The following is a 25,049-nucleotide window of genomic DNA, read 5'->3' as shown; positions in this document are numbered from 1 at the left end:
TAGAATTCCGGCACACCAAAGGAGAAGAAAAACGTGGGCACCTCTTCAGCTCTCAAGGCCATCATTCTTCGCGGCCCCCCCGGCGTCGGCAAAAGCACTGTTCGTGACCTGCTCCGGAGTTATCTCGGGAGATCGGCACGACACATCGATCTCGATGCCTACTGGGGCAAGGGTGAGTGGAGATATTCGCAACCGGATTTTCGGTATGCCGATCTTCAACTTGCCACCGAACCCGTCTTGCTGGTGGAACTGGCTTGGGGCGAACCGGCCGGGCTTGCTTTTCCAGGCGCCACCAAAGGGGCGAATGAATGGGTGGACATTCTTCAGAAGGCAAAGCGAGTAATTTATCCGTTTCTGCTGACCGCTGACTGGAATGACATCCTAAAGCGGTTGTTGGATCGGCATGGTCATGACATGCAAACGAACGTACTTGACCAACTCGGTCGGGCTAGTTTCTACGAACATCAGCACCCGATGTTCAACTACCCCGCCATTCCGGGATTCACGGAACGCACCATCGACACGACGGGAAGATCAGGCGAGTCGGTCGCCAATGAGATCAAGAAAGTGACCGGCATCTAAACCTGTCCGCTAATGCCACCAATGTGTGACCGACGGCGGTGCGGCGTTGATCGTCATGACGCACCGCATGTCAGGGAACAGGAGCATTGTTTTGGCAGATGACGAACACATCGGATTACGGTGATTAACCGGTTCCATGCCGGAGGCAACGGCCTTTTGCCTTCGGCTCTCCACATGTGAATGAAACCACCGCTTGCCGAGGATTGAAATGTCTTTCGCCTCACTCGCATATTTCTTTAATTTCCATATTTTAAATTAAATAGAAATATTTTATTGATTTTGACCGCTGGGTCTGTTAAGATCAGGCTGAAGGCTGACCGATTTTGGCAGTCACAAGTCAGTTGAAAACACGCTTCTTTCCCACGGCTCAGATCGGCTGATTTTCGGGAACATCACCATTTTGGGAACATCGCATGGAACCAACCACTTCCGGAAGCCCTGTCGGCATGGAATACATTGATGCGAAGAATTTCGCCGGACGACGCGGAGATCACCCGATGGCCCCGACTTATGTGCCGCAACCGATTGACACGACGGCCTTGCCGCTGCCCGAGGACTTGGACGAATTATTGGAGCAATTGGCCGCGAACACGCATGACGTTTGGGCTGTCCTGCGTATCAGTCAAGGCTGGCGGTTCGGTCCGACTAGGAACGATGGCGTTAAGGAACACCCATGTCTGATCCCTTATGACCGGCTTCCCGAAAGCGAGAAAGATTACGACCGGGCCACCGTCCGGGAGATATTAAAAGCAATTCTTTCCCTTGGCTACCGAATCACCCGGTAATCGAACAACGCCCCGGACACGCGAACGCCCGACGCGGTCCGGGGATCGCGGAAGCCCCCCGGCCGTGAGACCCGCCACGGTCGGGGGGATGTCGGGGCGGTTTATCCGTGACACTCCCGGCCCCTTCCGGTAAAACCGACTCCATTGAACCAATCCCACGTCTTGGAGCCATCTCATGTCCGACCCGATTGAATCCGTCGAATTGGCCGTCACCGTGATCGCGAACGAGAACGGCGAAGTCCTGTTCGATTACAATTCGTCATGGGGCGTTTTCTCGCTGCCCATGACGAAGATCGGCACGATCCCCGGCCCCACACCGAAATCCGAACCCCTCCCCGAAACCGCCGAAGCCGCCGCTTTGCGGGCCGCCGTCGAGGTGCTTGGTCATCCCCTGCCCAAGGGCCATCGGCCGAAGCATGTGGAAGTCCATGTTCCCCCCTACCAACAAAGCGGCCGGGACGGCTCTTGGAAGCGGTACTCCGTCCAAGTGTTCGTATTGCGCGCCCCGGCCGGCAAGGCATGCCCGTTGGACGGGCATTCGGCCGTCTGGCTCCCCCGCAACGGCCTCGCGGATCTCGCCCCGATTTCACCCACGGTCAACCCCATCCTCGACGCCATCACCCCGGCCGTCTGGGCTGGCCTGATGGGTGGATGAACACCCCGATCTTGAAACATCCCCCGGATTCCCGTGGTAAGATAATCACGTGGCGCTTGCGGGGGACGTTTCGGGATGTGGATGCGCAACCTCTTGTTTCTGGGTCTGATCGCCGGCGGCGGGCTTGCCCTCGGCATCAACATCCTGCCCCCCCGGCATGTGAAGGCACGCACGTCCTACGATCCGGTTGCTTACCAAGAAAAAGACTTTCTTGAAACGGTTCATCGGGCCGACAATTCCTTCCGGGAAATGTGGACAACAGAAAACGTCCGTCCCGCCCTCCCCGCCGATGACCTAACCATCGCCCGCCGTCTGTCGCTTGGCCTCACCGGAACGGTTCCCTCTTTGGAGGAGATTCGGCAGTTCGAATCCATCCCCGTCGGCGAACAGCTTCCGTGGTGGATCGATCATTTGTTGCAAGACAAACGGTTCGCGGCCTACTTCGGCGAACGTCTCGCGCGGGCCTTTGTCGGCACGGAAGACGGGCCGGCGATCTTCTTCCGGCGCCGCCGATTCGTGACTTGGCTCGGCGAAGAAATCACCAAAAACCGCCCCTACGATCAAATTGTCCGTCAAGTGATCGCCACCGAGGGACTGTGGACGGACAAACCGGCGACCAACTTCATCAGCGTCACCGCCCAACAAGAAAAGGAAAACCAGCCTAACCCGGTGCGACTGGCCGGGCGGGTGACGCGGGCATTCCTCGGATTGCGGCTTGATTGCGCCCAATGCCACAATCACCCGTTCGCCAAATGGAAGCAAAAAGATTTCGAGAGTTTTGCCGCGTTCTTCGGCCAGACCCGCGTGGGCTTCCGAGGCATCGCGGATAGCCCCGGCCAATACGAAGTGGAAGACCCGAAGACCCAAGAAAAGCGGGTGGTCGAGCCGGGCGTCGCCTTCTCGCCGGAACTGCTGCCAACCGAGGGAACCCTTCGGGAAAAAATCGCCGGTTGGGTGACGCACCCGAAGAATCCCTACTTCGCCAAGGCAGCCGTCAATCGGGTGTGGGCGATCATGTGCGGCCAACCGTTGCTCACCCCCATCGACAACTTGGAATCGGATAGCTTCCAGCCCCCGGCCCTGCAAATCCTCGCGGACGACTTTTCGGCCCACGGCTACGATCTTCGCCGTCTCATCCGCGTGATCGCCCGGATGCAGGTGTATCAACTGGACAGCCGGTGCGACCACGACGCGGGCGATGCCGCCGAGAAGACTTGGGGGCTGTTCCCGCTCACACGGCTGCGACCGGAGCAAATGGCCGGAAGCGTATTGCAAGCCTCCTCCATTTCCACGCTGGATGCGGAAAGACACATCATCTTCCGGGCCTTCCGGGCGCTCGACGAGAACAATTTCGTGAAGCGTTACGGGGACAGCGGGGACGATGAGTTCGACGGCCGGGGGGGCACGATCCCGCAACGGTTGGTGATGATGAATGGTGAACTGGTCGGCGAGAAGTTAAAGGAAGGTCCGGTCAACGCGGTGACACGGATCAAGATGCTGGCGCCGGACGACCCGAAGGCCGTGGAAGCGGCCTATCTAACCGCCCTCACCCGTCGGCCGACACCAGAGGAAGCCGCCCATTTTGAGAAGCGGTTGAAGGAAAGCGATCACAGTCGCGGCGAACACTTGCAAGACTTGTTCTGGACCCTCATCAACTCGACGGAGTTCTCATGGAACCATTAAACCGTCGGCATTTCCTGCGGACCACCGCCACCCTCGCCGGGGCCACTTGGCTCACCCCCGTGGGGCAATGGCTGGCCCGCGCAGCCGAAACCTCGCCCGGCAATAGCCCGGCGAAGTCCGTCATTGTCTTGTGGATGGGGGGCGGCCCGAGCCAGTTGGAAACCTTCGACCCGCACCCGAACACCAAAATCGCCGGGGGAACCGGGGCCATCAAGACGGCTGTAAAGGATATGATGCTCGCGCCCGGCCTTGAGCAGTTGGCCGAGCAAATGGAATCGGTGTCGCTGATCCGCTCGGTCATGAGCAAGGAAGGCGACCACGAACGCGGCACGTACACGCTCAAGACCGGCTTCCGGCCGGACCCGACGGTGACGCACCCCTCCCTCGGGGCGGTGGCCTGCCATGAACTGCCGACCGATAAATCCGAAATTCCCCGGCACGTCAGCATTTTGTCGGCCCAATGGCCCGCCCGAGGAGGATTTCTGGGGGACAAATACGACGCCTTCCTGATGGACGACCCGGCCGGTCCGGTGCCGGACACCAAGAGCTATTTGCCGAAAGATCGTGATACCAAACGATTGGAAAACCTCGACGTGGTGGAGCGGGCTTTCGCCAAAGGACGGCAAAAACGGGTTGGCGAGACGTTGCACCGCGACACGATCGCCGGGGCATTGAAGATGATGAGTTCGGAGCAGTTAAAAGCGTTTGATGTTTCGCTCGAACCTTATTCCGTCCGCAAAACCTACGGCGACACCCCGTTCGGCCGGGGATGCCTCGCCGCCCGGCGGCTCATCGAAGTGGGCGTGCGCTGTGTGGAGGTGACTCTCAACGGTTGGGACACCCACGCCAACAACCACAAATTCTGCACGGACAATTTGAAGATTCTCGATCCCGCGTTTTCAGGCTTGCTCAAGGATCTTCGCACCCGCGGCTTGCTCAATAAAACGATGGTCCTTTGCATGGGTGAATTCGGCCGAACACCCACCATCAACCCCGCCGGAGGCCGGGACCACTGGCCAAACGGTTTCAGCATGGCCATCGCCGGGGGTGGAATTCGTGGCGGCCAAGTGATCGGGGCGACCGATCCCGATGGCAAGCAGCAACCGACCGATCAAGTGAAAGTCGGCGACATCCATGCCACGGTGTTGAGTTCGCTGGGAATCGACCACAAGAAACTGAACGAAACCCCGATTGGCCGCACAGTGAAATTCACCGAGGGCGAGCCGATCAAGGCATTGGTGGGATAACCCTTCTCAAGCCATGCTACAACTCGATCATCTGGTTCTCGTCGCCCCGACGCTGGAAGCCGGGGCCGATCACATTGAACAATTGCTCGGCGTCCGGCCGTTCCCGGGGGGCCAGCACCGGGAACTCGGGACGCACAATCTTCTGTTGCGAATCGGCGCCGATGTCTTTTTGGAAGTGATTGCCATCAATCCGTCGGCCACTTCCCACCAAGGGCCGCGCGTGTTTGGCATCGGCGACGGTGCCCGCGTTCTGGCCGATTGGGAAGCCGGTTTTCGGCTCAAGACATGGGTGGGCCGCACGCTCGACTTGGAACCCTTTGTCCGCGATCACAGCCCAATTGTGGGACAAATCAAAGCGGTCACTCGCGGAGAGCGACACTGGCACATGGCCATCCCGCCAGATGGGTCGCTTCCGATGCAAGGGGCGGCACCAACGCCGGTGGTCTATGAGCCGGGGATGATCCCGGCCTCGCACATGCCAGATGAGGGGATCGAACTTCAACAAGTGATCGTGGAACACCCGGACGCGGAACGGGTGCGATTGCTTTATTCACAATGGGGCGTGACCGGCCCGGTGGTGGTTCAATCCGGGTCGCGTGCGCGATTGCGGGCGATCATCAGGGGGAAACTGGGTGAAGTCGAAATCCGTTGAACGCCACTGATTGATCCGTAATTTGACGTCATATGAAGCCGATCAACAACACCTTCGTTTTGGTTTCGCCCGATTGCCCGGCGACGACCGCCATCATCCCATCACCACGGGGCGGGAACCCCACGGTGGCCGTCATCCAACACAAACTATTGACCACCCAGCCTTATTCACTCACGTTGGAAGATCTCATCTTTCAGACGCATGTCTTGCGATCCAATCTTTCGACAGTTGAAATGAACGTTCGGGCGGCCGAAATCCGCAAAACGCTGTTTGGCAAATCTCATCCGTGCATGCGGGCATCGCCATTGCCGAAGCAATATGGCTGGGGCGTTCATCATGACGAGGCAGGCCGGATCGCGATTTACGGATTGGAAACGGAAGAGTACCGACGATTGGCTTCGGGCGAAATCGACAGGCTTGAAATCGTCATCGCAATGCGAAACAAACGCGCCAAATGATTCATTCCCGCCCGGCGTCCATGAACGCAAATACCGCCCGGATCATCTCGTAACTCACCTGTTCATTCAGCGCCAGATACACGGGCTTCAACCGGGCAGTCCCCAATTCCTCGGCCATATTCGTCACCCGCTTGCGGACATCTGGCGGCACCCATTCGTCAATCGACTTTGGCTTCTCCAGCCGGATGAAATCGGCCAGATGATCCGAGATGGTGGTCCGCGTCAGTTTCGTCTGGTGAATCACATCGTCCAGCGAACTTCCCTCTCGAAACAATGAGAATGAAAGTTGCTTGGCCGCCGACATCTTGCCGGATGACGGAGCGGCCGACGCCGTTGACGTGTCGCGCGGCGGGGGCAGGTCCGTCTCCAATGCTTTCGCTTCCGAATGGCTGCTGATCGCATCCAGAAACGATTCGCCAAAATCACGAAGTTTCGCATCACCGATGCCAGACACCATTCGCATTCGCTCGGGGGTCGTCGGCCGACATCGGGCCAATTCGGCGAGGACGGCATCGGCGAAAATCACATACGGAGGAACGTTCAACCGGATCGCATGCTGTCGCCGCAATTGGCGAAGCAGTTCAAACAGTTCCGGATCGCTTCCGGCGGGCAGCGTCCCCTTTTCACGTTCTCGTTCTTTCTTCGCCGATTCCTCAGACCGCATCTGGATCAGGCGAACCGTCTGCTTGCCCTTCATCACCGCCCATGAGGCCGAATTCAACTTCAAGACCGGATATTCCCCGTCCGATTGCATGAGGACGTTCTGGCCGATGAGTTGAAAGATGCAGTTGCGAATCTCGCTCTTGGCCATCTCTTTCAGCAAGCCATAGGTGCTTAACTTGTCATGGCCTCGCGAGCGAATCGTTTCCGTGTTGGCCCCGCGAAGGACTTCAATCACATGGTTGGCCCCGAATCCCTCGTTCACGCGGGCGACGCACGAGAGGATTTTCTGGGCGACCACCACGGCGTCGGGAACATCCTGCGTATCCCCCAGGCAAATGTCGCACGCCCCGCAATTTTCCGGTTCGTACACCTGCCCGAAGTGCCGCACCAACGCCCGGTGCCGGCAAATGGCCCCGCTGGCGTAATGCGTCATCTGGTCGAGTTGAAACTTCGTGGCCGCCAGAAATTCCGGCGGGCTGTTGGCCTCGGTGGCCGACTTCTCCATGATTCGCCGCAAGGCCATCACGTCCGCGAACGAGAACAACAACAGGCACTCGCTCGGCAGTCCATCCCGACCGGCCCGGCCGGTTTCCTGTTGATAATGCTCAATCGTTTTCGGCACGCACGCATGAATGACAAATCGCACGTTGGAGCGGTCAATCCCCATGCCGAAGGCGATGGTCGCCACCACAATGTCGGCTTCCTCGGCCGAGAACTTGTCGTGGCTTTCTTTCCGTTCCTCGGCCGACATCCCCGCGTGATACGGAACGACCCGGTATTTCAATTTTTGAAGTGCCTGCGCCACATCATCCACGTCCTTGCGGCGAAGGCAATAAACGATGCCCGCCTCGCCCTTTCGCCGATCAAGCACTTCGCGGATTTGGGCGATGGTGTCCGATTGCGGCAACACCCGGTAAGTGAGGTTCGGCCGGTCGAAATTGCCGACGTGAACCTCCGGGTCTTGAAGGTTCAACTGGGCAATGATGTCTTCCCGAACCTGTTCGGTGGCCGTCGCGGTGTACGCATGGACGGATGAACCGGGGAAAAACTCCCGCAACCGGGCCAGCATCCGATATTCGGGGCGAAAATCGTGCCCCCAGTGCGAAATACAGTGGGCCTCGTCAATCGCAATCGTGCGCGCCCCGGCCTCGCGGAGCATTTGGGAAGTGCCCGTGTTTACCAACCGCTCCGGGGACACAAACACCAACCGCGTCTCGCCGGATTTGATGGCGGCCAGCGCGTCGTTCCATTCCCACGTGGTCAGCGTGCTGTCCAACCGCACGGCTGTGATTCCGTTGCGGGCAAGGCTGTCCACCTGATCCTTCATCAAGGCGATCAACGGCGACACAACCACCGTGAGACCGTCCCGCACCAGCGCCGGGGCCTGATAGCACAACGATTTTCCCCCGCCGGTGGGCATGACGACGAGCGAATCTTTTCCGGCCAGCACCGCCCGAATCGCCTCGGTCTGCATGGGCCGAAGGGTGGTGAAACCCCAGTTCTTGGCAATGACAGCCCGCAGTTTTGGCGGGAGGTTGGTTGACACGTGACAATCCCGGAATGAACATATGGACAGCATATCAAACAGGGGCAAGAGCCGCCGTAGTGAACAAGCGTCCCAAGCCCCGCTGAACGCCGCATCACTCAGGATAACCGGAGGATTAAAAACTCAAGCTCCGTTGCCCTCCTTTGCCGCTTTTGGCCGGTTCTCCATGCGCCATATCACTCATCAAAACCACTCATTTGAAAAATTTGGCAGGCAACAGCCGTTTTCAATCCACATTGGCTTGATTGTCGTCTAACTAGGACACGGGGATCGCATGGCGGCGGTGCCCGCGCGTACTCTCCCAGACTCCCGATGGGTTTCCACATGTCACGGTTTTCGCGTCTTCGACTCTTCGGCTCCGCTTTTTTCGTCGCGGCCATCGGCATGATGGTCGCCTTTGCCGTGGACACCCCGCCGGGGCCGCGAGGCGACCAATGGAAAAAAGTAGACGAGGCGGTCGCCAAGGGATTACCCAAATCGGCCATCAAGGAGTTGGAGCCAATCATCGAATCGGCCATCAAGGAGAAAGTCTGGCCGGAGGCAATCCGGGCCATCAGCAAGAAGATCGCCCTAGAGGGGAATATTCAGGGGAACAAACCGGCCGAGCGCATCACCCGGATGAAGGCCGAGATCGCCAAGGCCCCCAAGGAAATGGTCCCGGCGATGGATGCCATTCTGGCCCATTGGTACTGGCACTTTTTCCAACAAAACCGCTGGCGGTTCATGAACCGCACGGCCACGGCCGCCTCGCCGGGAGACGACTTCACCACGTGGGATCTGCCCCGCCTGTTCGCCGAGATTGACAAGCAATTCGCCAAGGCACTGTCAGCCGAGAAAGAACTGAAAACGATTCCGATCTCGGCCTATGACGCCCTGCTGGAAAAGGGAACCGTCCCGGATTCTTACCGGCCCACGCTGTATGACTTTGTGGCCTTTGATGCCCTCCAGTTTTACACCTCCGGGGAACAGGCCGCCGCCAAGTCGGAAGATTCCTTTGAAATCCCCGCCTCCAGCCCGATGCTATCGGCCGTCGAAGACTTTATCAAGTGGGTTCCGGAAACAACCGACACTGAATCGCCAAAACTCAAGGCCATCAGACTTTGCCAATCCCTCTTGGCCTTCCATCAAGAGGACAAGGACAAAGCCGCCTTCCTCGACGCCGACCTTTACCGGCTTCAGATCGGGAATGCGTTTGCCTTCGGCGAGGAGAAGGCCGGCCGATACAAAACCACCCTCAAGCAATTCGCCGAGCGATGGGCCACGCACGAACTATCCGCGACCGCCCGGCATCGTTGGGCGACTCTGGTGCAAAACGAAGGGGACTCGGTTGAGGCCCGGAAGATCGCTTTGCAAGGCAAGAATGCCTTCCCGGACAGCAACGGCGGGAAGCTTTGCCACAACCTGATCCTGAGCATCGAGGCGAAGGAAGTTCAAGTCACCACGGAACGGGTCTGGAACGACCCGCCGCCGGTTCTCCGGGTGCAATATCGCAACATCTCGAAGGTTCATTTCCGGGCCGTGAAGGCGGACTGGGCCTCCCGGCTGGGCGGCGACCGCTGGCGGCCGGAATATCTCAACGAGGCCGACCGGAACGACTTGGTGACGCGAAAGCCGGAACTCGAATGGTCGGCCGATCTGCCCCCCACGTCGGATTACCATTCCCGGACAGAAGATGTCCCCGCTCCGAAGGGCCTCAAGGCCGGTTACTACTTCATCGTCGCCAGCCCGGACCCGAGTTTCAAAGACGCGAACAACAGTCTGTCCATGACCGACATTTGGGTGAGCGATCTGGCTTTGGTCATCCGCAACGCCTGGGGGCAGGGAAAACTGGAGGGGTTTGTCCTGACCGCCAAGACCGGCGAACCGATCCCGGCGGCCGTCATCAAAACTTGGATTCGCAATAACAACAACCGCAGCGTCCAGCCCGGCCCGTCCGTTAAAACGGACACCAACGGGTTCTTCAACCTTGGCGTTCTCCCGGCCAATCATGCCTGCTTCATTCTGGCCGAGCATGAGGGGCAGGCTCTCGCCGCCGCGAACGAACATGTGCTGTACCAATACCCCGACCAATACCGGCCGTTCGCCCAAACGATGTTGTTCACTGATCGTTCCCTCTATCGTCCGGGGCAGACCGTGCAATACAAGGGCATCTGCATGTACGCGGACTCCAAGGGGTGCGATTACAAAGTACTTCCGGGCCGCAAAGTGACGGTCGTGTTCAACGACCACAACGGCAAGGAAATCGCCAAACACGAGGCCACCTCCAACGACTTCGGTTCGTTCAGCGGCGTGTTCACCGCCCCGCGTGACCGTCTGGCCGGGCAAATGCACATCCAAGTGCCCGGCGACGGCGGCGGTTACGTTCATTTCAATGTGGAAGAATACAAACGACCCAAGTTCCAAGTCACGGTCGAGGCTCCGAAGGTCGCCCCGAAGCTAAACGGGGAAGTGAAGGTCGTCGGCAAGGCCGTCTCTTATAACGGAGCGGCCGTGAACGGGGCCAAGGTGCGTTACCGCGTCACCCGCGAGGTTCGCTGGCCCGTTTGGTTCTACGAATGTTGCTGGTATCGCTTGCCGCCGAATCGCGGGGCGGCGCAGGAAATCATCCACGGGACAGCGACCACCGAGGCTGACGGGAGTTTTGGCATCACGTTCACCGCCAAGCCGGATTTGACCATTCCCGAAAAGGACGAGCCGACGTTTCACTTCAAGGTCCATGCGGATGTGACGGACACCACGGGCGAAACCCGCTCCGGCGAAAAATCCGTGGCCGTTTCCTACACGGCCCTGCAAGCGAACATGACGGCCAATGATTGGCAGACGGTTGACAAAGAAGTCAAAGTCACCCTGACCACCCAAACGCTCGACGGCGAAGGCCAGCCCGCCAAAGGGACGGTCAAGGTTTACAAGTTGAAGTCCCCGGAAAAGGTTCAACGGCCGGATATTATCGCCCCGTATTCACAACCGCGACGCGGCAAGGGCATCGCCGCCACCCCCAAACCGGACCCGAACGACCCCCGGACATGGGCCTTGGGCGATGTGGCCGCCACCATTGCTTTCGAGACGCAGAAAGACGGCAAGAAAGAACTGAATGTCAAACTGGAATCCGGCCTCTACCGGGCGATCCTCGAAACGCAGGATCGATTTGGAAAGCCGGTGACGGCCCAGATTCAAATTCGCGTGTTGAACCCGCAAGATGCGAAGCTCGCCCTCAAGATTCCGAATCTGTTCGCGGCCCCGAAACTGTCGCTGGAACCGGGCGAGGAGTTCTTGGCCGTGTGGGGTACCGGTTACGATCAAGGCCGGGCCTATGTCGAAGTCGAACACTTGGGCAAGACCTTGCAAGCCTTCTGGACAGACGCCAACAAGACCCAAGTGAGCATCAAACAGGCCGTGACGGAAGCGATGCGAGGCGGCTTCACCGTCCGCACGACGTTCATCCGCGAGAACCGGGGGTATCTGGAAAACCGACGTGTGGACGTGCCTTGGAGCAACAAAGATTTGACGGTGAAGTGGGAACGGTTCGTCTCCAAGCTCGAACCGGCGAAGAAAGAAACTTACACGGCCGTCATCACCGGGCCAAAGGCGACCAAGGTGGCCGCCGAGATGGTGGCGGCGTTGTACGATGCTTCGCTGGATGCTTATTTGCCGCACAACTGGATGCACAAGTTCAATGTCTTCCGGCAGGACCACTCGAATCTTTCGGTTCAGTTTGAGAACACCGGCAAGTATTTGTCTCACTTCCGGGGTCAGTGGAATGGCGGCTATCAGGCCGTGAACATTCGCTACCGGGCATTCCCGGCTGATATCACCGTGAACATGTGGGGGTACGGCTATTTCGGCGGCGAGGGAGGCGGCCGCAACATCAACGGATTGGGGATGCCTGGCGCACCGCCCGCTGCCGCCGCATTCGACGAACGTGATAGTTTGAGTGATGCCAAAAAGAGCGAGGGTGTTGAGCGGCAAATGGCCGCCGCCCAAGGACGCGGCGAAAATGCGGGCAAGGACGGGTCCGACAAGGCAGGGAGCGGCCCATCCGGCCCGGACCTCAGCAAAGTCGCGGCTCGCAAGAACCTGAACGAAACCGCCTTCTTCTTCCCGCACCTGACGGCGGACGCCAACGGGGCCATTCGGATGGAGTTCACCATGCCGGAGGCCCTGACAAAATGGAAGTTCATGGGCTTCGCCCACGGCAAGGAACTGACCAGCGGCTACCTGCAAGATGAGGTCGTGACCGCCAAGGATTTGATGGTCCAACCGAACCCGCCGCGCTTCCTGCGAGAAGGGGACGTGCTGGAATTCAGTGTGAAGGTCAGCAATCAATCACCGACCAAACAGTCCGGCAAAGTCCGGCTGACGCTGGCCGATCTTCGCACGACGGCCCCCATCGACGAAGCCTTGGGCAACACCGCCCCGGACCAGTCATTTGAAATCGCCGCCGGGGAGTCCCGCAGTTTCTATTGGACGCTCACCGTGCCGGACGGTCAGGGGCCGATCACTTACAAGGCGGTCGGCGCCACCGAACGGCTTTCGGACGGCGAAGAGGGCGTGCTGCCGGTGCTTTCCAAGCGGATTCTCGTCACCGAGTCGCTGCCGTTGCCGGTTCGCGGCAACCAGACCAAGACGTTTGATTTCACCAAGCTCAGCAACTCGGGCAAGTCGGACAGCCTGAAGACCCAGAGCCTGACGGTGCAAATGGTGTCCCAACCGGCGTGGTACGCGGTGATGGCCCTGCCGTACCTGATGGAATCTCCGCATGAGTGCAGCGAGCAGGTGTTCAACCGTCTGTATGCCAATTCGCTGGCCCGGCACATCGCCATCGGCGACCCGAAGATTCGCCGGATTTTCGACCAGTGGAAGAACACCCCGGCTCTCGACAGTCCGCTTCAGAAGAACCAAGACTTGAAGGCGGTCATGGTTGAGGAAACCCCGTGGCTGCGGGACGCCAACAAGGAGGCCGAGGCCCGGCGAAACGTCGGCGTCCTGTTCGATGACAATCGCCTGAACGAAGAAACCGCCCGGCAGCTTCGCAAACTGGCCGACCTGCAACACGCGGATGGCATGTGGCCGTGGTTCCCCGGCGGACCGTCGAACGAATACATCACGCTCTACATCACCACCGGATTCGGCCGCCTGCGGCATCTGGGTGTGAAACTCGACCAGACCCCGGCGGTCAAATCGCTCACCCATCTGGATGCGTGGGCCGACCGCATGTACCGCGACATCTTGAAGCATTCCAAGAACAAAGACGAGAACCACCTGTCCTCCACGGTCGCTCTGTACATTTACGGCCGCAGTTTCTTCCTTCAGGACAAGGCGGTTGGCAAGGAACACGAAGAGGCCGTGAATTACTGGCTCGGCCAGGCGAAAAAGTATTGGCTGCAACTGGCCAACCGGCAGTCGCAGGCCCATCTCGCCATCGGGCTGAAGCGATTCGGGGACAAGGAAACCCCGGCGGGCATCCTTGCCTCGCTCAAGGAACGCTCGGTGTCCAACGAGGAAATGGGCATGTTCTGGCGGGACACGGAACTCTCCTACTGGTGGTATCATGCCCCGATTGAAACGCAGGCACTGATGGTGGAGGCGTTCGACGAAGTCGCCAACGATGCCGCCGCCGTCGAGGATTGCAAGGTCTGGCTGTTGAAGCAAAAGCAGACCCAAAACTGGAAAACGACCAAGGCCACCGCCGACGCCGTTTACGCTTTGCTGCTTCGCGGCGACAACCTGTTGAAGTCGGATGCCTTGGTGGAAGTGTCGCTCGGCGCCGAGAAGATCAAGCCGGAGAACGTGGAAGCCGGCACCGGTTTCTATGAGCAGAAGTTCATTCGCGGCGAAGTGAAGCCGGACTTCGGCAAGATCACCGTGAAGAAGACCGACGCGGGCGTCAGTTGGGGCAGCGTCCACTGGCAATATCTGGAGGACATCAGCAAGGTGACGCCGCACGAAGGCACGCCGTTGAAGCTGGAAAAGAAACTCTTCAAACGGGTGTTCACCAAGAAAGGCCCCACGCTTGAACCGGTGACCGGCCCGCTCAATGTCGGCGACGAGGTGATCGTTCGCGTCGTGTTGCGAACAGACCGGGACATGGAATACGTCCACCTGAAAGATCATCGCGGCAGCGGCACTGAGCCGACCAACGTGCTGTCTCGCTATCGCTATCAGGACGGTCTCGGCTACTACGAATCGACGAAGGACACGGCCTCGCACTTCTTCATCGATTACCTGCCGAAGGGCGTGTACGTGTTCGAGTATGCCGTGATGGTGCAACACAAAGGCAAATACCCGACCGGCCTCGCCAGCATCCAGTGCATGTACGCCCCGGAGTTTAACAGCCACAGCGAAAGCGTGCCGCTCGAAGTGAAGTAATCTTGTCAGAGGCAATTCAGGCCGTGGAACACGCGATGTTCGGCGGCCGTTTTCATTTCTCGAATTTTGATCGTCAACACCGCAAACATATGCGATGATGGCCCGACGCGAACTCTCCCCCGAATCGTCCGTGATTCCTTCACGGATGTCTTGCCATGCAAACCTTCCTCTCCGCCTTTTCCTGCGTTCTTTTGTTGGCCGCCACGGTTCAAGCCGGTGATTGGCCCGGCTGGCGCGGCCCGACGGGACAGGGAACCAGCGACGAAAAAGATTTGCCGCTCACTTGGAAGGGTTCGGCTGGCGAGAACATCGCCTGGAAGACCCGCCTGCCGGGCCAGGAGGGAAAGAACAAACAAGACGAAAATCAGTCCAGCCCCATCGTCGTGAAGGGGAAGGTGATCGTCACCGTGAGTTTTTGGCCCGGCGACGCCGACCGCGCAAAGACCCAGCCCGAGCATCATGTCGCGTGTTATAACGCCGCCGATGGCAAACAACTCTGGGACGAAAAAATTCCCCCCGGCCCGTGGAAACTGACCGACCTTCGAGGCGGCTATACTGCGCCCACTCCAGCAAGCGACAGTGAACGGATTTATGTCGCCTTTGGTTCCTCGGTGCTGGCCGCGCTCGACATGGACGGCAAAACGGTCTGGCGAAAAGAGATCGTCCCGTATGACTTTGACGTGGCCTTTGCCGCCAGCCCCGTCCTTTATGGCGAAACGGTGATTCTCCAATGCGATGGTGTCAAAGGTTCGTCCCGCCTGCTTGGATTTGACCGGAAGACTGGCGATCTCAAATGGGATCAAAAACGCCCGAAGAACAACTTCAGCCACAGCACGCCCGTGATTGCCAAGATCAAGGACAAGGATCAACTGCTGATCGCGGCCTCGGATGTTTTACAAGGGGCCGACCCGACGAACGGCCAGATTCTCTGGTGGTGTTCGGCCAAGGGGGACACCGTTTCGCCCGTCCTCGGCGGCGGGGTGGTTTATGTGGACAGTGGACGCGGCGGCCCCGGTTATGCCGTGGACCCGACCGGTTCCGGAGATGTGACGAAGACCCACCTCAAATGGAAGGCGGGCACCGTCCCGGATGGTTTTTCTTCACCGGTGATCGTCGGAGATTACCTGTATCGCCTGCACAATCCCGCCATTCTGAAGTGCTGGAAACTTGACACCGGCGAGGCCGTTTTCAGCGAACGACTGGACGGCATCACCACCGGGTCAAGCCCCGTGGCGACGGCCGACGGCCGGATCTATCTGGCGAGCGGCGGCCGAAGTTATGTCATCAAAGCCGGACCGAAACTGGATGTGCTGGCGGTGAATGAATTGGGCGACAACGGCCCCGCCTCCCCGGCAGTGTCGGACGGCCGGTTGTTCATCAAGGGCCGGCAGTTTCTTTACGGCATCGGCAAAAAGTGAATTTCTCCTCTCCCAAAGGTACGACTCATGCGATTTGTAACGAGTATGTTGATGCTGGCCGTCGCCGGATCGGCGACAGCAGCCGAATGGGTGGCGGTCACGGATGGCTTGGCCAAGCAACACAAAGCCGGATTCGGCGGTTTGTGCGGGGTGTTGGTTGATCATTCAACCGGTCATCTTTACCTGAATATCAGCGACAAGGGCATGTTCCATTCCTCCGACGGCGGGAAGACATGGAACCAGCACGGAGCCGCGTTCAAAGGCCGGACGGAATGGCCCGGAGCCATGATGTTTGACCCGTTCGGGAACAAGCCGACGATGATGCTTGCCACCGTTTACGGCGGGCCAATCCGGTGGTCAACGAAGGGGGATGAATGGCACGAAACCGACAAGAAATCGGTCCATGTGGACTGGGTGGCCCTGAACTGGAACTCGCCGGACTTTGATTTCATCCTCGCCATGAAGCACGAGGCCAACGGCGAATTGCTGGTCTCCCGCGATGGCGGCAAAACCTTCAACACCAAAGGCAAGGGCTTCGCGGCGGCTTGGGTATTCGACGATAAAACGGCGGTGGCTTCCGAAATGAAGACGAAAGAGAATCCCAAGCCCTGCCTGTTGCGAACCACCGACGGCGGCGAGAAGTGGACCCCGAATGGCGACTTCTCGACAGCCGCCTTGCCAAAGTGGCGGGACGGCACGCTCTATTGGGTGGTGGATGGCACCCTGCTGGCAACGACCGACAAAGCCGCCTCGTGGAAAAAACTTGGCGACCTGAAAGACGGCAAATACGGCCCGGTGTTCGGCAAGGATGCGAAGACGATGTTCGTCCTCACAAAAGACGGCGTTGTCGAATCGGCCGATGGCGGCGCCACATGGGGGAAGGCCGTTCCGTTGCCGAAGGATCTCAAGGGCTGGTCGCCGTTGACATGGCTGGAATACGACCCGGTCGGCGATTCGCTCTATGTGTTGAAGATGGGTTCGGAATTGTGGCGGTTGAATCGGAAAGACAAATAACAAATCGTCTCGCTCGCGGCCCCGCCCGGCCCGCGAGCCTCTTCAAAGCCCCAATTGTTTCCGCAGCGCGCTTAGTTGCTTTGAGCGGACATCATCCCCGGCAAACGGGTCGAACAGGATATTCCCGGCCAACAACCGGCTGAGGACTTCCAGAGACCGGACGCGAAGTTCCGTTTCCCGCCGGGCGAGGGCATCCACCAACGGCGGGACGGCCACATTGCCGCGTTGCAGCAGTTCTTGGATGGCCTGCGAATAAGTCGAATCAGCCTTCAATGCCTCCACCCAACGGCGGGCCTGTTCTTGCTCGGCAAGCAGTCGAGAGACGTCTGGTTGCGGTTGGGGCTGTGGTTGCGGCTGGGGGTTTGGAGGCGGGGCCGACATTCTGCCGAAGGTGTTGTCCGAGAACGTCGTTCCCAAATATTCGTTGATGGCGATGGGGTCGTGGATGAGTTGTTCTGGCGTCCCCTGCGTGACCACCCGGCCATCTTTGATGAGATAACTGCGGTCGGTGATCTTCAACACTTCCCGCACGTTGTGGTCGGTCAGCAAGATGCCAATGCCCTGTTCGGCCAGTTCGCGGATGTTCTTCCGAATGTCTTCCGTGGTCTTCGGGTCCACGGCCGCAAAGGGTTCGTCCAGCAGAATCAGGAGCGGTTCGCACACCAGACACCGGGCGATCTCCAGCCGGCGTTTTTCCCCCCCGGAGCAGCGGGCCGCCGGGTTGTATTTCACGTGCTGCAACTGGAAGCGATCCAGCATCGCGGTCGTGCGTTCCCGCCGTTCCGCTTTGGTGAGCCGGCGTCCGAGGCTTCGGCTGCGCGGCAGGGCCTCCAAAATGGCGAGGAGATTCTGTTCGACGTTCAGCTTGCGGAAAATGGATTGTTCTTGCGTCAGGTAACCCATCCCAAGGCGGGCGCGCCGGTACATGGGCAGGCCGGTGACGTCTTGGTTGTTAAACATCACCTGACCATCGTTGGGCACGATCTGCCCGGTGGTCATTCGGAAGCTGGTGGTTTTCCCGGCCCCGTTGGGTCCGAGCAACCCGACAACCTCTCCGGGGTTCACGTCAAAGGACACGCCATCGACGACGCGGCGCTTGCCGTAAATCTTCACCAACCCGCGGGCTTCCAGCAAGGCCATGCGTCATTCTCCGCGATGGGATCGAATTCATACGGATACACGAAGAGAATCCCCGGAACAAGTGACAAACGACTCTGTGACAACGAACAATCATCGCTCATGCGAGGATGGGTAAGATGGGGTGTTTTCCAGCCAAGAATTAAGATGATTTGATGGCGATTTTCGTTGTTCGATCCCCGGATTTGAGGGAAGCCAAATGTTGGCAGCCATCAATGGAACATCAGGGAACTGTGAACGCCAATATTTTTTGTGAGAGATTGCACGGATATTTTCTTGCACATCTGTCACATTTTGGGTAAATTATTTAAAAATTCGACTGAATCGAATATTTTTTGGCAAAGAACCGTGCCTGCCAACATTGACGGATGAAACAAGTCCGGTCAAAGTCTGTCTCTCGCGATTTGATCCCGTTTCACTCGTCATCAGAGGATCTTGTCATGCCCACAACACAATGTCCGCAGTGCCAGACCACGATCACTTTCCCGGAGGCTTTCGCCGGCAAAACGCTGACGTGCATCAATCCCGTTTGCGGGGAGATGTTTTCCGCTCCGAAGTCGGCGCCAGCCGTTTCGCGCTCCTCACCACCGCCGATGCCGCCGGTGGTGCCGCCGCCAATGCCGACTCCGTCGTCACCCAAGGTCAAACGGCCTTCGACGCCGAACCTGCCGCCGGTTCCCAAACCGCCGGTCGCCAAGGCTGGAAAATCACGGCCACTCGAAGAACCCAAATCGAAATCGGGGTTGCTCATCGCCCTCGGCTCGGGCGTGATTGTGTTGCTGCTTGGCGCGGCCGGCATCGGCGGCTATTTCCTGTTCCTTGCCCCGAAAGGCAAGACCGACACCAACATCGAATCGACAAGAACCAACACCAACAACATCGAATCCATTCGCACCGGCGGCTTGGCGGATGTTGCGAAGTCCAGTCCGGGAACGCCCAAACGGCTGGTCCGTCAGGAAATGAAGCCGGGCGAAATCATTGATGTGCTGACTCCTTCGACCGTGATGATTCTCCGGCCGGTGGTTCAGGGAATGTCGATTGGAAGCGGTGTGTTGATCCACCGCAACCCGGACATCATCCTGACCAATGAGCATGTCGTGGACAACGACGCCCAAGTGCGGGTGTTCTTTCCCCACAAGATGCCGAACGGCACCTATCAAACGAAACTTGATTATTATCTCGCCCACCGGGCGGCTCACTCGCAAATCGGGCGGGTTCTGGCCGTGGATCGCGGACGGGACATGGCCCTGATCGAGATTCCCAAAGCCCCCGACTCGGCGCTGCCGATTCCGCTGTCCCCCCAAAGCGCCGGGAAATTGGAGCATGTGTACGGCGTCGGCCAGTCGAACAGCACCTTCAACTCCCTCTGGCAACCGCACACCGGCCAGACCCGGCAGACGGCCGACCAACCGATGACCAACGGCGTCGATGGCTCGTTCAAAGCCTTGCTGACCCAAACCCCCGTCAATCCCGGCGACAGCGGCGGGCCGGTGGTCAATCAATTCCTCGACCTCGTGGCAATTGTCGAGGCAAAGGCCACCCGGCAGGACAACATGTCCATCAACGTCGATGTCACCGAGATTCGCCCGTTTGTGGAGGCAACCTTCCGACAAAAACTCGGCAAATCTTTCACCAGCCCACCAAGTCTTGCGGGGATGGGCGCCGAGGTGCAGCCGAAATCCACCGAGGAATTGGTAACCCTGTTGGAAAGCGGCTCCAATGCCGAGGCCCAAGCCGCCGGGATGCAACTAATTCGCCACGGGGCCGATGCCGTGCCGGGATTGAAAGCGATGCTCGAAAAGCAAACGGCGTCCAGCCGGCGGCCATTGGCCCTGGCCACGCTCGAACAAATCGGCGAACCGGCGGCGGTCGCCGTCGATGCGGCCATCGCCTGCCTCAAGGTGAAACATACAGCGACCAACATCGCGGCCATTAAATTCCTGCGGGCCTTGGCCCCCCACGGGCGCAAAGGCGTCGGCGATATGTGGGTGTTCGTCTCCAGCGACGACCCTACCCTCCGGATGGAAGCCGAAAACACCATTGTTCGCTATGGGCCGTATGGCCGAAGCGACTTGGAGATGCTTCGGGAGCAAGCGGGCAAACAGAATTTCGCCGTCAAAGAATTGGTTGTCCATCTGATGAGCCGGATGAAGGACTTGAGCAATGCCGAGTTGGTCCGGGAATTAACCGACCTGAAAATCCTGACCGACCACGATGCCCGAGTCCGCACGCTGCTGGCGGAAATCTTCCGGATTTATCCGACGCGATTCACGCGGGAAGAACACTTCACCCATCTGCTTCCGCTGCTTGCCGACCCGAACAAAAACGTGGTGACGGAGGCCAGGCGTTCACTGGAAGAACTCACTTGGGACCAGACAAGCATCAGCCCCATCGTCGATCAGCGAAAACGACCGGTGCTTGACGGGGATCGCAATCAAATTCAACTGAAGGGATACAGCACGCCGACGTTCGGCGATCTGCTGGTTGACGAAGAACTCGGCCAGTTTGATCTCTTCCCCGAGAAACCCCGCCTCGTGGATGTTCGGGGAAAGGCCGTCACGTTGAAGAAAACCCGCCGATTGCAGGAGACTGACTGCTCGGTCCTGATGCGGCTCGCGGCCGACAAGTCGATGCCGGTCAGCGGGAGTGTTTATGCGTTTGGCCTCGTGCAATGCCTGGGGAACAAGGCCCCGGTGAAGCCGTCGGACTGGACGCTGTTTTTGGATGCCGCCCGCTTTACGGATGTGCGGATTCAACAATCCGTGCTGCAAGTGTTGCTGTCCCAAGATACCGCCGTCGACGAGCTTCAAACGGCCATCTTGCCATTCACCCGGCATGCCGACAAGGAATTGCGCATCAACGCCCTGATGGCGCTGAGCCAGTGTAAGAACAATCAAAAGGGCAACAGCGAAGCCTTCTTCCGGGCCATGAACGACGGGGACGCGGAAATTCGTTCCGTGGGCTACATCGCCCTCACTGGTAGTCTGGAACGAAACGCCTCACTCTATCGAGAGCCGGAGGATGTCGCCGGGCACATGGAAACGCTGAAATCATCGCCGCAACCGCTCGCCCGTTCGATGGCGATTCAACTGCTGGCGACCGGCGGAGAAAAAACCAAAATCGCCATTCCGGCGTTGAAGGCGGCCTTGGACGACTCCGAGGATGCGGTGCAACTCTGGGCCATTCGCGGCTTGTCCCAATACAAGGAAGGCGCCCAACTCATCACGGATCGTTTCATGGACGCCCTGACGGATGACATTCGGTATGACACCGTCCAGTTCGTCAGCGACGCGGCCAGTATTCGATTGCTGAAACCGGCCGACTTCGTCCGGATGCCGGGCGTGGAACCCTCGTTGGAAGTCGAAGACTTCTACATCGCCGTGAACAAACGATTGATTCAACAGGAGAATCTAAAAGGTGAAGAAGCAAATCGCGTCATCAAGAACGCCCTGCTGCGGCGGGCCGTCCTGATTGCGATGCTCGACCTCGGGGCCGTCAACCGCAAGGTGGTTCCCTTGCTGGACAAGATGCTTCAAAAATCGACCAATCTGGAAGTGCTGCAACTCACCCTGATGGCCCTCCGGATGTACGGCCCCGACGGTCTCAAGGATGATCCCAAGATCGTGGATCATTGCATCGCCGTGTATGCCCTCGGGATGGATAAAGAACCGTTTCCGAGGGGACTCAACGAGGGCGAGAAATCCGCGATCATCAAACGCCGCAAGATTTACATGAAGTCGCTGGTGGATGCCATCCGCGAAATGGGGCCGGCCGCCCTCCCCCAACTGGAAGCGGGCTTGCGGGCGACCTTCCTCGCCCAGCGAATGCAAACAGACCGCATCGTCTGCCTGGCCCGCTGGGAGTGCATGGCCGCGATCCTCGGCACACCGGGCATCAAGCTGGAACCGGCCGTCAGCAGTTCGTTGTTGGGTGTGCTGCAAACCTCGGACAAATCGCTCACCATCCAGATGGATGTCCTGACGAAGACAAACAAGCCCATTCCGGGCGAATCGTTTGAAAGCGAACGGTCGCGGAATATGTCACGGGCCGACTTGATCGAATTCTTCCGTGATTCCCATGTGATCGTCCGGGATTGCCAGTCCAAAACCCGCGAACTCGCCAAGGCCGGCGGAAAGTGACAGACCAACGAAAAGCCGGAAACGATCTATGAAGACGAAGGGCCGGTGACACAAAAGTGTCACCGGCCCTTCGTCTTTCTCGATGCTCTTCACTTCACCAATTCCCGCAGCACCGGCAACATCGCATTGGTGATCTCCCGGTGCCCGATAGCATTCGGGTGAACGTGGTCGGTCATCCATTTTTCGATCTTCTCGCCTTTTTTCTCGGCATCCATCCACAATTGCTGATGATCGACGAGAAGGACATTTTCCGCGGCCGCCACTTCCCGGCAGGCTTTCATGTATTGATCCATCATCCGGTTGGGGTGCTGGCCAGAACCATCGGCCGGGTGCCCGGCGTCGTAGCGATTGGTGGTCATCAGCACCGGCTTGATGTTTGCTTTCTTGAGTGTGCGGACCATACCGGTGAGGTTCTCGCGGTAATCGATCAGCGTCACGCGGGGGAGCTCTTTTCCCTTGTCAATGTAACTGTCGTTTGCTCCATACATGATTGTCACGATGTCCGGTTGTTGATCCAGCACCGCCTTGGCGAAACGAGCCTTGGCTTGGGTTGATGTTTCCCCGCCGATGCCAATGTTCAGGACTTCGACGCTTTTGCCTTCCTTCATCAAGGCGGCTTCCAGCATGGCCGGGAACGTGTCCTCCTCTGGGACGCCGGGCCGATAGCCTTTGGTGATCGAATCGCCGAACGCGATGACTCGCACGGGTTTGGTCATCAGCCATTCGCTGTTGAACGTCGCCAATGTCAGCGACCGTGTTTTGAAAGGGCTACCGTCCGCCCCGCCTCGTTCGAGCAGGCAATAGATGGCCCCGGTCGGGCCGACCGCGAGGTCCGCGTAGCCACTGATGCCGGTTTCCACGGCCCGGCGATGCTTCCATGTTTTGCCGTCGTCATCGCTGACGTGAATCGTCAGATTTCGCCGCTCGCCGCCGTGGGTGTTGTGCGGGTTCGAGAAAAGAATGTGCTTCGCATCAAGCCTGTGCAAGGAACCCTGGCAAATCGGTTCCGGCAAGGCGGTGTCGATCACCGGCTTGGTCCATTTCGTCGCCCCGTCCGCGCTGACGGCCACGGCCCGAAGATGGGAGGGGGATTCATGCCGGATGTTCAGCATCACCCGGCCATCGGACAATTCCACAGCCGTCGTTTCGTTCGGATTGGCGAGGGCAGGAACGTTGGCGACGATGTCCCCGCGTTGCCAGTTTTTCCCGCCGTCGTCGCTGTAAATCGTGCTCATACAGGACGGCCGATGAGCGCCACCCCCGGTTCCGGTCGAAAGCCAGACGGGAACGATTAGCCGGCCGGTTTTGGAGAGCCGGATTCCATGTCCCGGCCCGGTGGCGATCACCTTCCAATCGTATTCCTTGCGAAAATCCTCGAATGTTGCCGTGATCTCGACGGGTTTGGAGAACGTCACGCCATCATCCGTGCTTTTGGCATAAAAGCAACGCATGTACTCGACGCAATAGAGGAAATGAATCACGCCCGAATCAACGATCATCACCGGGTTGTTGAAGGTGATGTCCGTCGGCTTCGCGGTCTTCTGCTTCGTCGAAACCGGGTTCTTGGTGAATCCCGTGCCGGGATCGACGACGGGTCGCATCTTGTCCCATGTGCGCCCGCCATCCGTGCTGCGTCGGCACACCAAATTGATGGCCCCCCAATCGCTCGTATCGGTCTTCCTCGCTTCGCAATAAGCGATCAGGCTCCCCTTGTCCGTGACGACCAAACCGGGGATGCGGTATAGTGCATAACCATCTTTCCCGGCCTCAAAGACGGACTGCTTCTCCAGAGTCGGAGCCGCGTGGATTTGGAATGCGATCATTAGAACGACAAGTAACGCACGCATCGGGTGTCTCTCAAGATTTGTCATCGGGAGATGGGGACCGAGGATACGATCCTCGGAGGGGAATGCAACCAAAACCGGCCATCAACCCGAGATTTTGCCAACATGGCCTGCCCGAATTTTGGCGGACTCAATCACGGCCAAGCCGATCTGCTGATTTTTTCCTCTGACAGACCGTCAGCGACGGCCGCACTTTCTCTTGACCGGCGCACAGGAAAGGGTATCCAAAGTTTCATGGAAGCGCACCCCTCGTCTGATCTCGCCCCGCCCGCTCGTTCCCTGAAAAAAGACATTCTGGCCGGGCTGTTCGTCCTGCTCGTGTCCTCGGCGGTGTTTGTCGTCATCACCCGGCAATGGCAAATTCCCCTGAATCTGCCGCGAAGCTACGCCGGCGATTATCTGGTTTATCTCGCCTGGGTGGAGACGATGATCGAGGAGGGAAGTTATTTGCACAACTCGCGGGTCGGCCGACCCTTGGGCACCGACTGGCGCGCCTTCCCCACTTCCGACGGCTGGCTCAACTGGCAGGTCATCCGCGGGCTCGCGCTCCTCAACCCCGAACCCGCCTGGGTCATGAACTGGTTCTACTGGCTCACCTTCCCTTTGGTCGGCCTCAGCGCCTTTGCCGTCGCCCGCTTGCTGGGTATTTCCCGGTTGATCGCCGTCGCCTTCGCCCTGCTCTATGACTTCATTCCCTACCATCTCATGCGTCATTCGCACGTTTTCATGACGGCGTATTATCTCATCCCGTGGTCGCTGTATGCCTGCCTTCAATGGCGAACGAGCAACCCCGCCATCGGAAAGTGGAACCGCCAATCCCTTGTGTTCGTCATGCTGGCGGTTCTCACCGGATTGGGGTA

Annotated in this window: 15 protein-coding genes and 1 pseudogene; 13 read left to right on the top strand and 3 right to left on the bottom strand. The window is 58.8% G+C overall.

Going from position 1 to position 25,049, the window contains the following annotated elements:
* Positions 1-33: 33 nt before the first annotated feature.
* From BGIM_RS0123555 to BGIM_RS0123525, 7 genes are all read left to right on the top strand, one after another.
* Positions 34-582 (top strand): nucleoside/nucleotide kinase family protein, encoded by a 549-nt coding sequence (locus tag BGIM_RS0123555; RefSeq protein ID WP_020472183.1) that lies wholly within the window; start codon positions 34-36, stop codon positions 580-582.
* A gap of 413 nt (positions 583-995) precedes the next feature.
* Positions 996-1,367 (top strand): RyR domain-containing protein, encoded by a 372-nt coding sequence (locus BGIM_RS0123550; RefSeq protein ID WP_020472182.1) that lies wholly within the window; start codon positions 996-998, stop codon positions 1,365-1,367.
* Between the two features lie 175 nt (positions 1,368-1,542).
* Positions 1,543-2,022 (top strand): hypothetical protein, encoded by a 480-nt coding sequence (locus BGIM_RS0123545; RefSeq protein ID WP_020472181.1) that lies wholly within the window; start codon positions 1,543-1,545, stop codon positions 2,020-2,022.
* Positions 2,023-2,103: 81 nt separating this feature from the next.
* The gene (locus BGIM_RS0123540) at positions 2,104-3,705 is read left to right on the top strand and encodes a DUF1549 domain-containing protein (RefSeq protein ID WP_202947294.1); all 1,602 of its coding nucleotides are present in this window, start codon (positions 2,104-2,106) and stop codon (positions 3,703-3,705) included.
* Positions 3,693-4,952: a DUF1501 domain-containing protein gene (locus BGIM_RS0123535; RefSeq protein ID WP_020472179.1), complete on the top strand. Its 1,260-nt coding sequence runs from the start codon at positions 3,693-3,695 to the stop codon at positions 4,950-4,952. Before BGIM_RS0123540 ends, BGIM_RS0123535 begins: the two co-directional genes overlap by 13 nt.
* Positions 4,953-4,965: 13 nt before the next feature.
* Entirely contained in the window at positions 4,966-5,604 is a 639-nt protein-coding gene (locus BGIM_RS0123530; protein ID WP_020472178.1) for a VOC family protein, read from the top strand.
* A 32-nt stretch (positions 5,605-5,636) separates the two neighbouring features.
* Positions 5,637-6,062: a DUF6157 family protein gene (locus tag BGIM_RS0123525; RefSeq protein WP_020472177.1), complete on the top strand. Its 426-nt coding sequence runs from the start codon at positions 5,637-5,639 to the stop codon at positions 6,060-6,062.
* Position 6,063: 1 nt separating this feature from the next.
* Here BGIM_RS0123525 and recQ read toward each other — a convergent pair whose 3' ends face one another.
* Positions 6,064-8,271 carry a DNA helicase RecQ gene (gene recQ / locus BGIM_RS0123520; RefSeq protein ID WP_020472176.1) on the bottom strand — a complete coding sequence of 736 codons (2,208 nt, stop codon included), beginning with the start codon at positions 8,269-8,271 and terminating at the stop codon, positions 6,064-6,066.
* Between the two features lie 22 nt (positions 8,272-8,293).
* On the opposite strand from recQ, the gene BGIM_RS63195 reads away from it, so the two are divergent.
* From BGIM_RS63195 to BGIM_RS0123500, 4 genes are all read left to right on the top strand, one after another.
* Complete coding sequence (locus BGIM_RS63195; RefSeq protein WP_157369365.1) at positions 8,294-8,527, top strand: hypothetical protein; 234 nt, start codon at positions 8,294-8,296, stop codon at positions 8,525-8,527.
* Positions 8,528-8,595: 68 nt separating this feature from the next.
* Positions 8,596-14,637, top strand: a complete 6,042-nt coding sequence (locus tag BGIM_RS0123515) for an alpha-2-macroglobulin family protein (protein ID WP_020472175.1) — start codon at positions 8,596-8,598, stop codon at positions 14,635-14,637.
* Positions 14,638-14,792: 155 nt separating this feature from the next.
* A complete protein-coding gene (locus tag BGIM_RS0123505) occupies positions 14,793-16,055 on the top strand; it encodes a PQQ-binding-like beta-propeller repeat protein (protein ID WP_020472174.1) in 1,263 nt (420 codons plus the stop codon).
* Between the two features lie 27 nt (positions 16,056-16,082).
* On the top strand, positions 16,083-17,069 hold the full coding sequence (locus tag BGIM_RS0123500) for a beta propeller repeat protein (protein WP_157369363.1): 987 nt from the start codon (positions 16,083-16,085) through the stop codon (positions 17,067-17,069).
* Between the two features lie 42 nt (positions 17,070-17,111).
* Here the strand turns inward: BGIM_RS0123500 and lptB are convergent, their stop codons facing one another.
* The gene (lptB, locus tag BGIM_RS0123495) at positions 17,112-18,209 is read right to left on the bottom strand and encodes an LPS export ABC transporter ATP-binding protein (RefSeq protein ID WP_020472172.1); all 1,098 of its coding nucleotides are present in this window, start codon (positions 18,207-18,209) and stop codon (positions 17,112-17,114) included.
* 437 nt (positions 18,210-18,646) lie between these two features.
* Here lptB and BGIM_RS0123485 point away from each other — a divergent pair, with 437 nt between their 5' ends.
* The gene (locus tag BGIM_RS0123485; protein ID WP_157369362.1) at positions 18,647-22,345 is read left to right on the top strand and encodes a trypsin-like peptidase domain-containing protein; all 3,699 of its coding nucleotides are present in this window, start codon (positions 18,647-18,649) and stop codon (positions 22,343-22,345) included.
* A gap of 89 nt (positions 22,346-22,434) precedes the next feature.
* On the opposite strand, the gene BGIM_RS59895 is transcribed toward BGIM_RS0123485, so the two are convergent.
* Positions 22,435-24,192, bottom strand: a complete 1,758-nt coding sequence (locus BGIM_RS59895; protein ID WP_084760027.1) for a GDSL-type esterase/lipase family protein — start codon at positions 24,190-24,192, stop codon at positions 22,435-22,437.
* A 231-nt stretch (positions 24,193-24,423) separates the two neighbouring features.
* Between BGIM_RS59895 and BGIM_RS64955 the strand changes: the two are divergent.
* Positions 24,424-25,049 (top strand): annotated as a pseudogene (locus tag BGIM_RS64955) (hypothetical protein); the annotation flags it as partial.

The organism is Zavarzinella formosa DSM 19928 (assembly GCF_000255705.1).
Classification (GTDB): Bacteria; Planctomycetota; Planctomycetia; order Gemmatales; family Gemmataceae; genus Zavarzinella; species Zavarzinella formosa.
The sequence above is the reverse complement of the archived record's forward strand: the minus strand, read 5'-3'. Positions and strand labels throughout refer to the sequence as shown.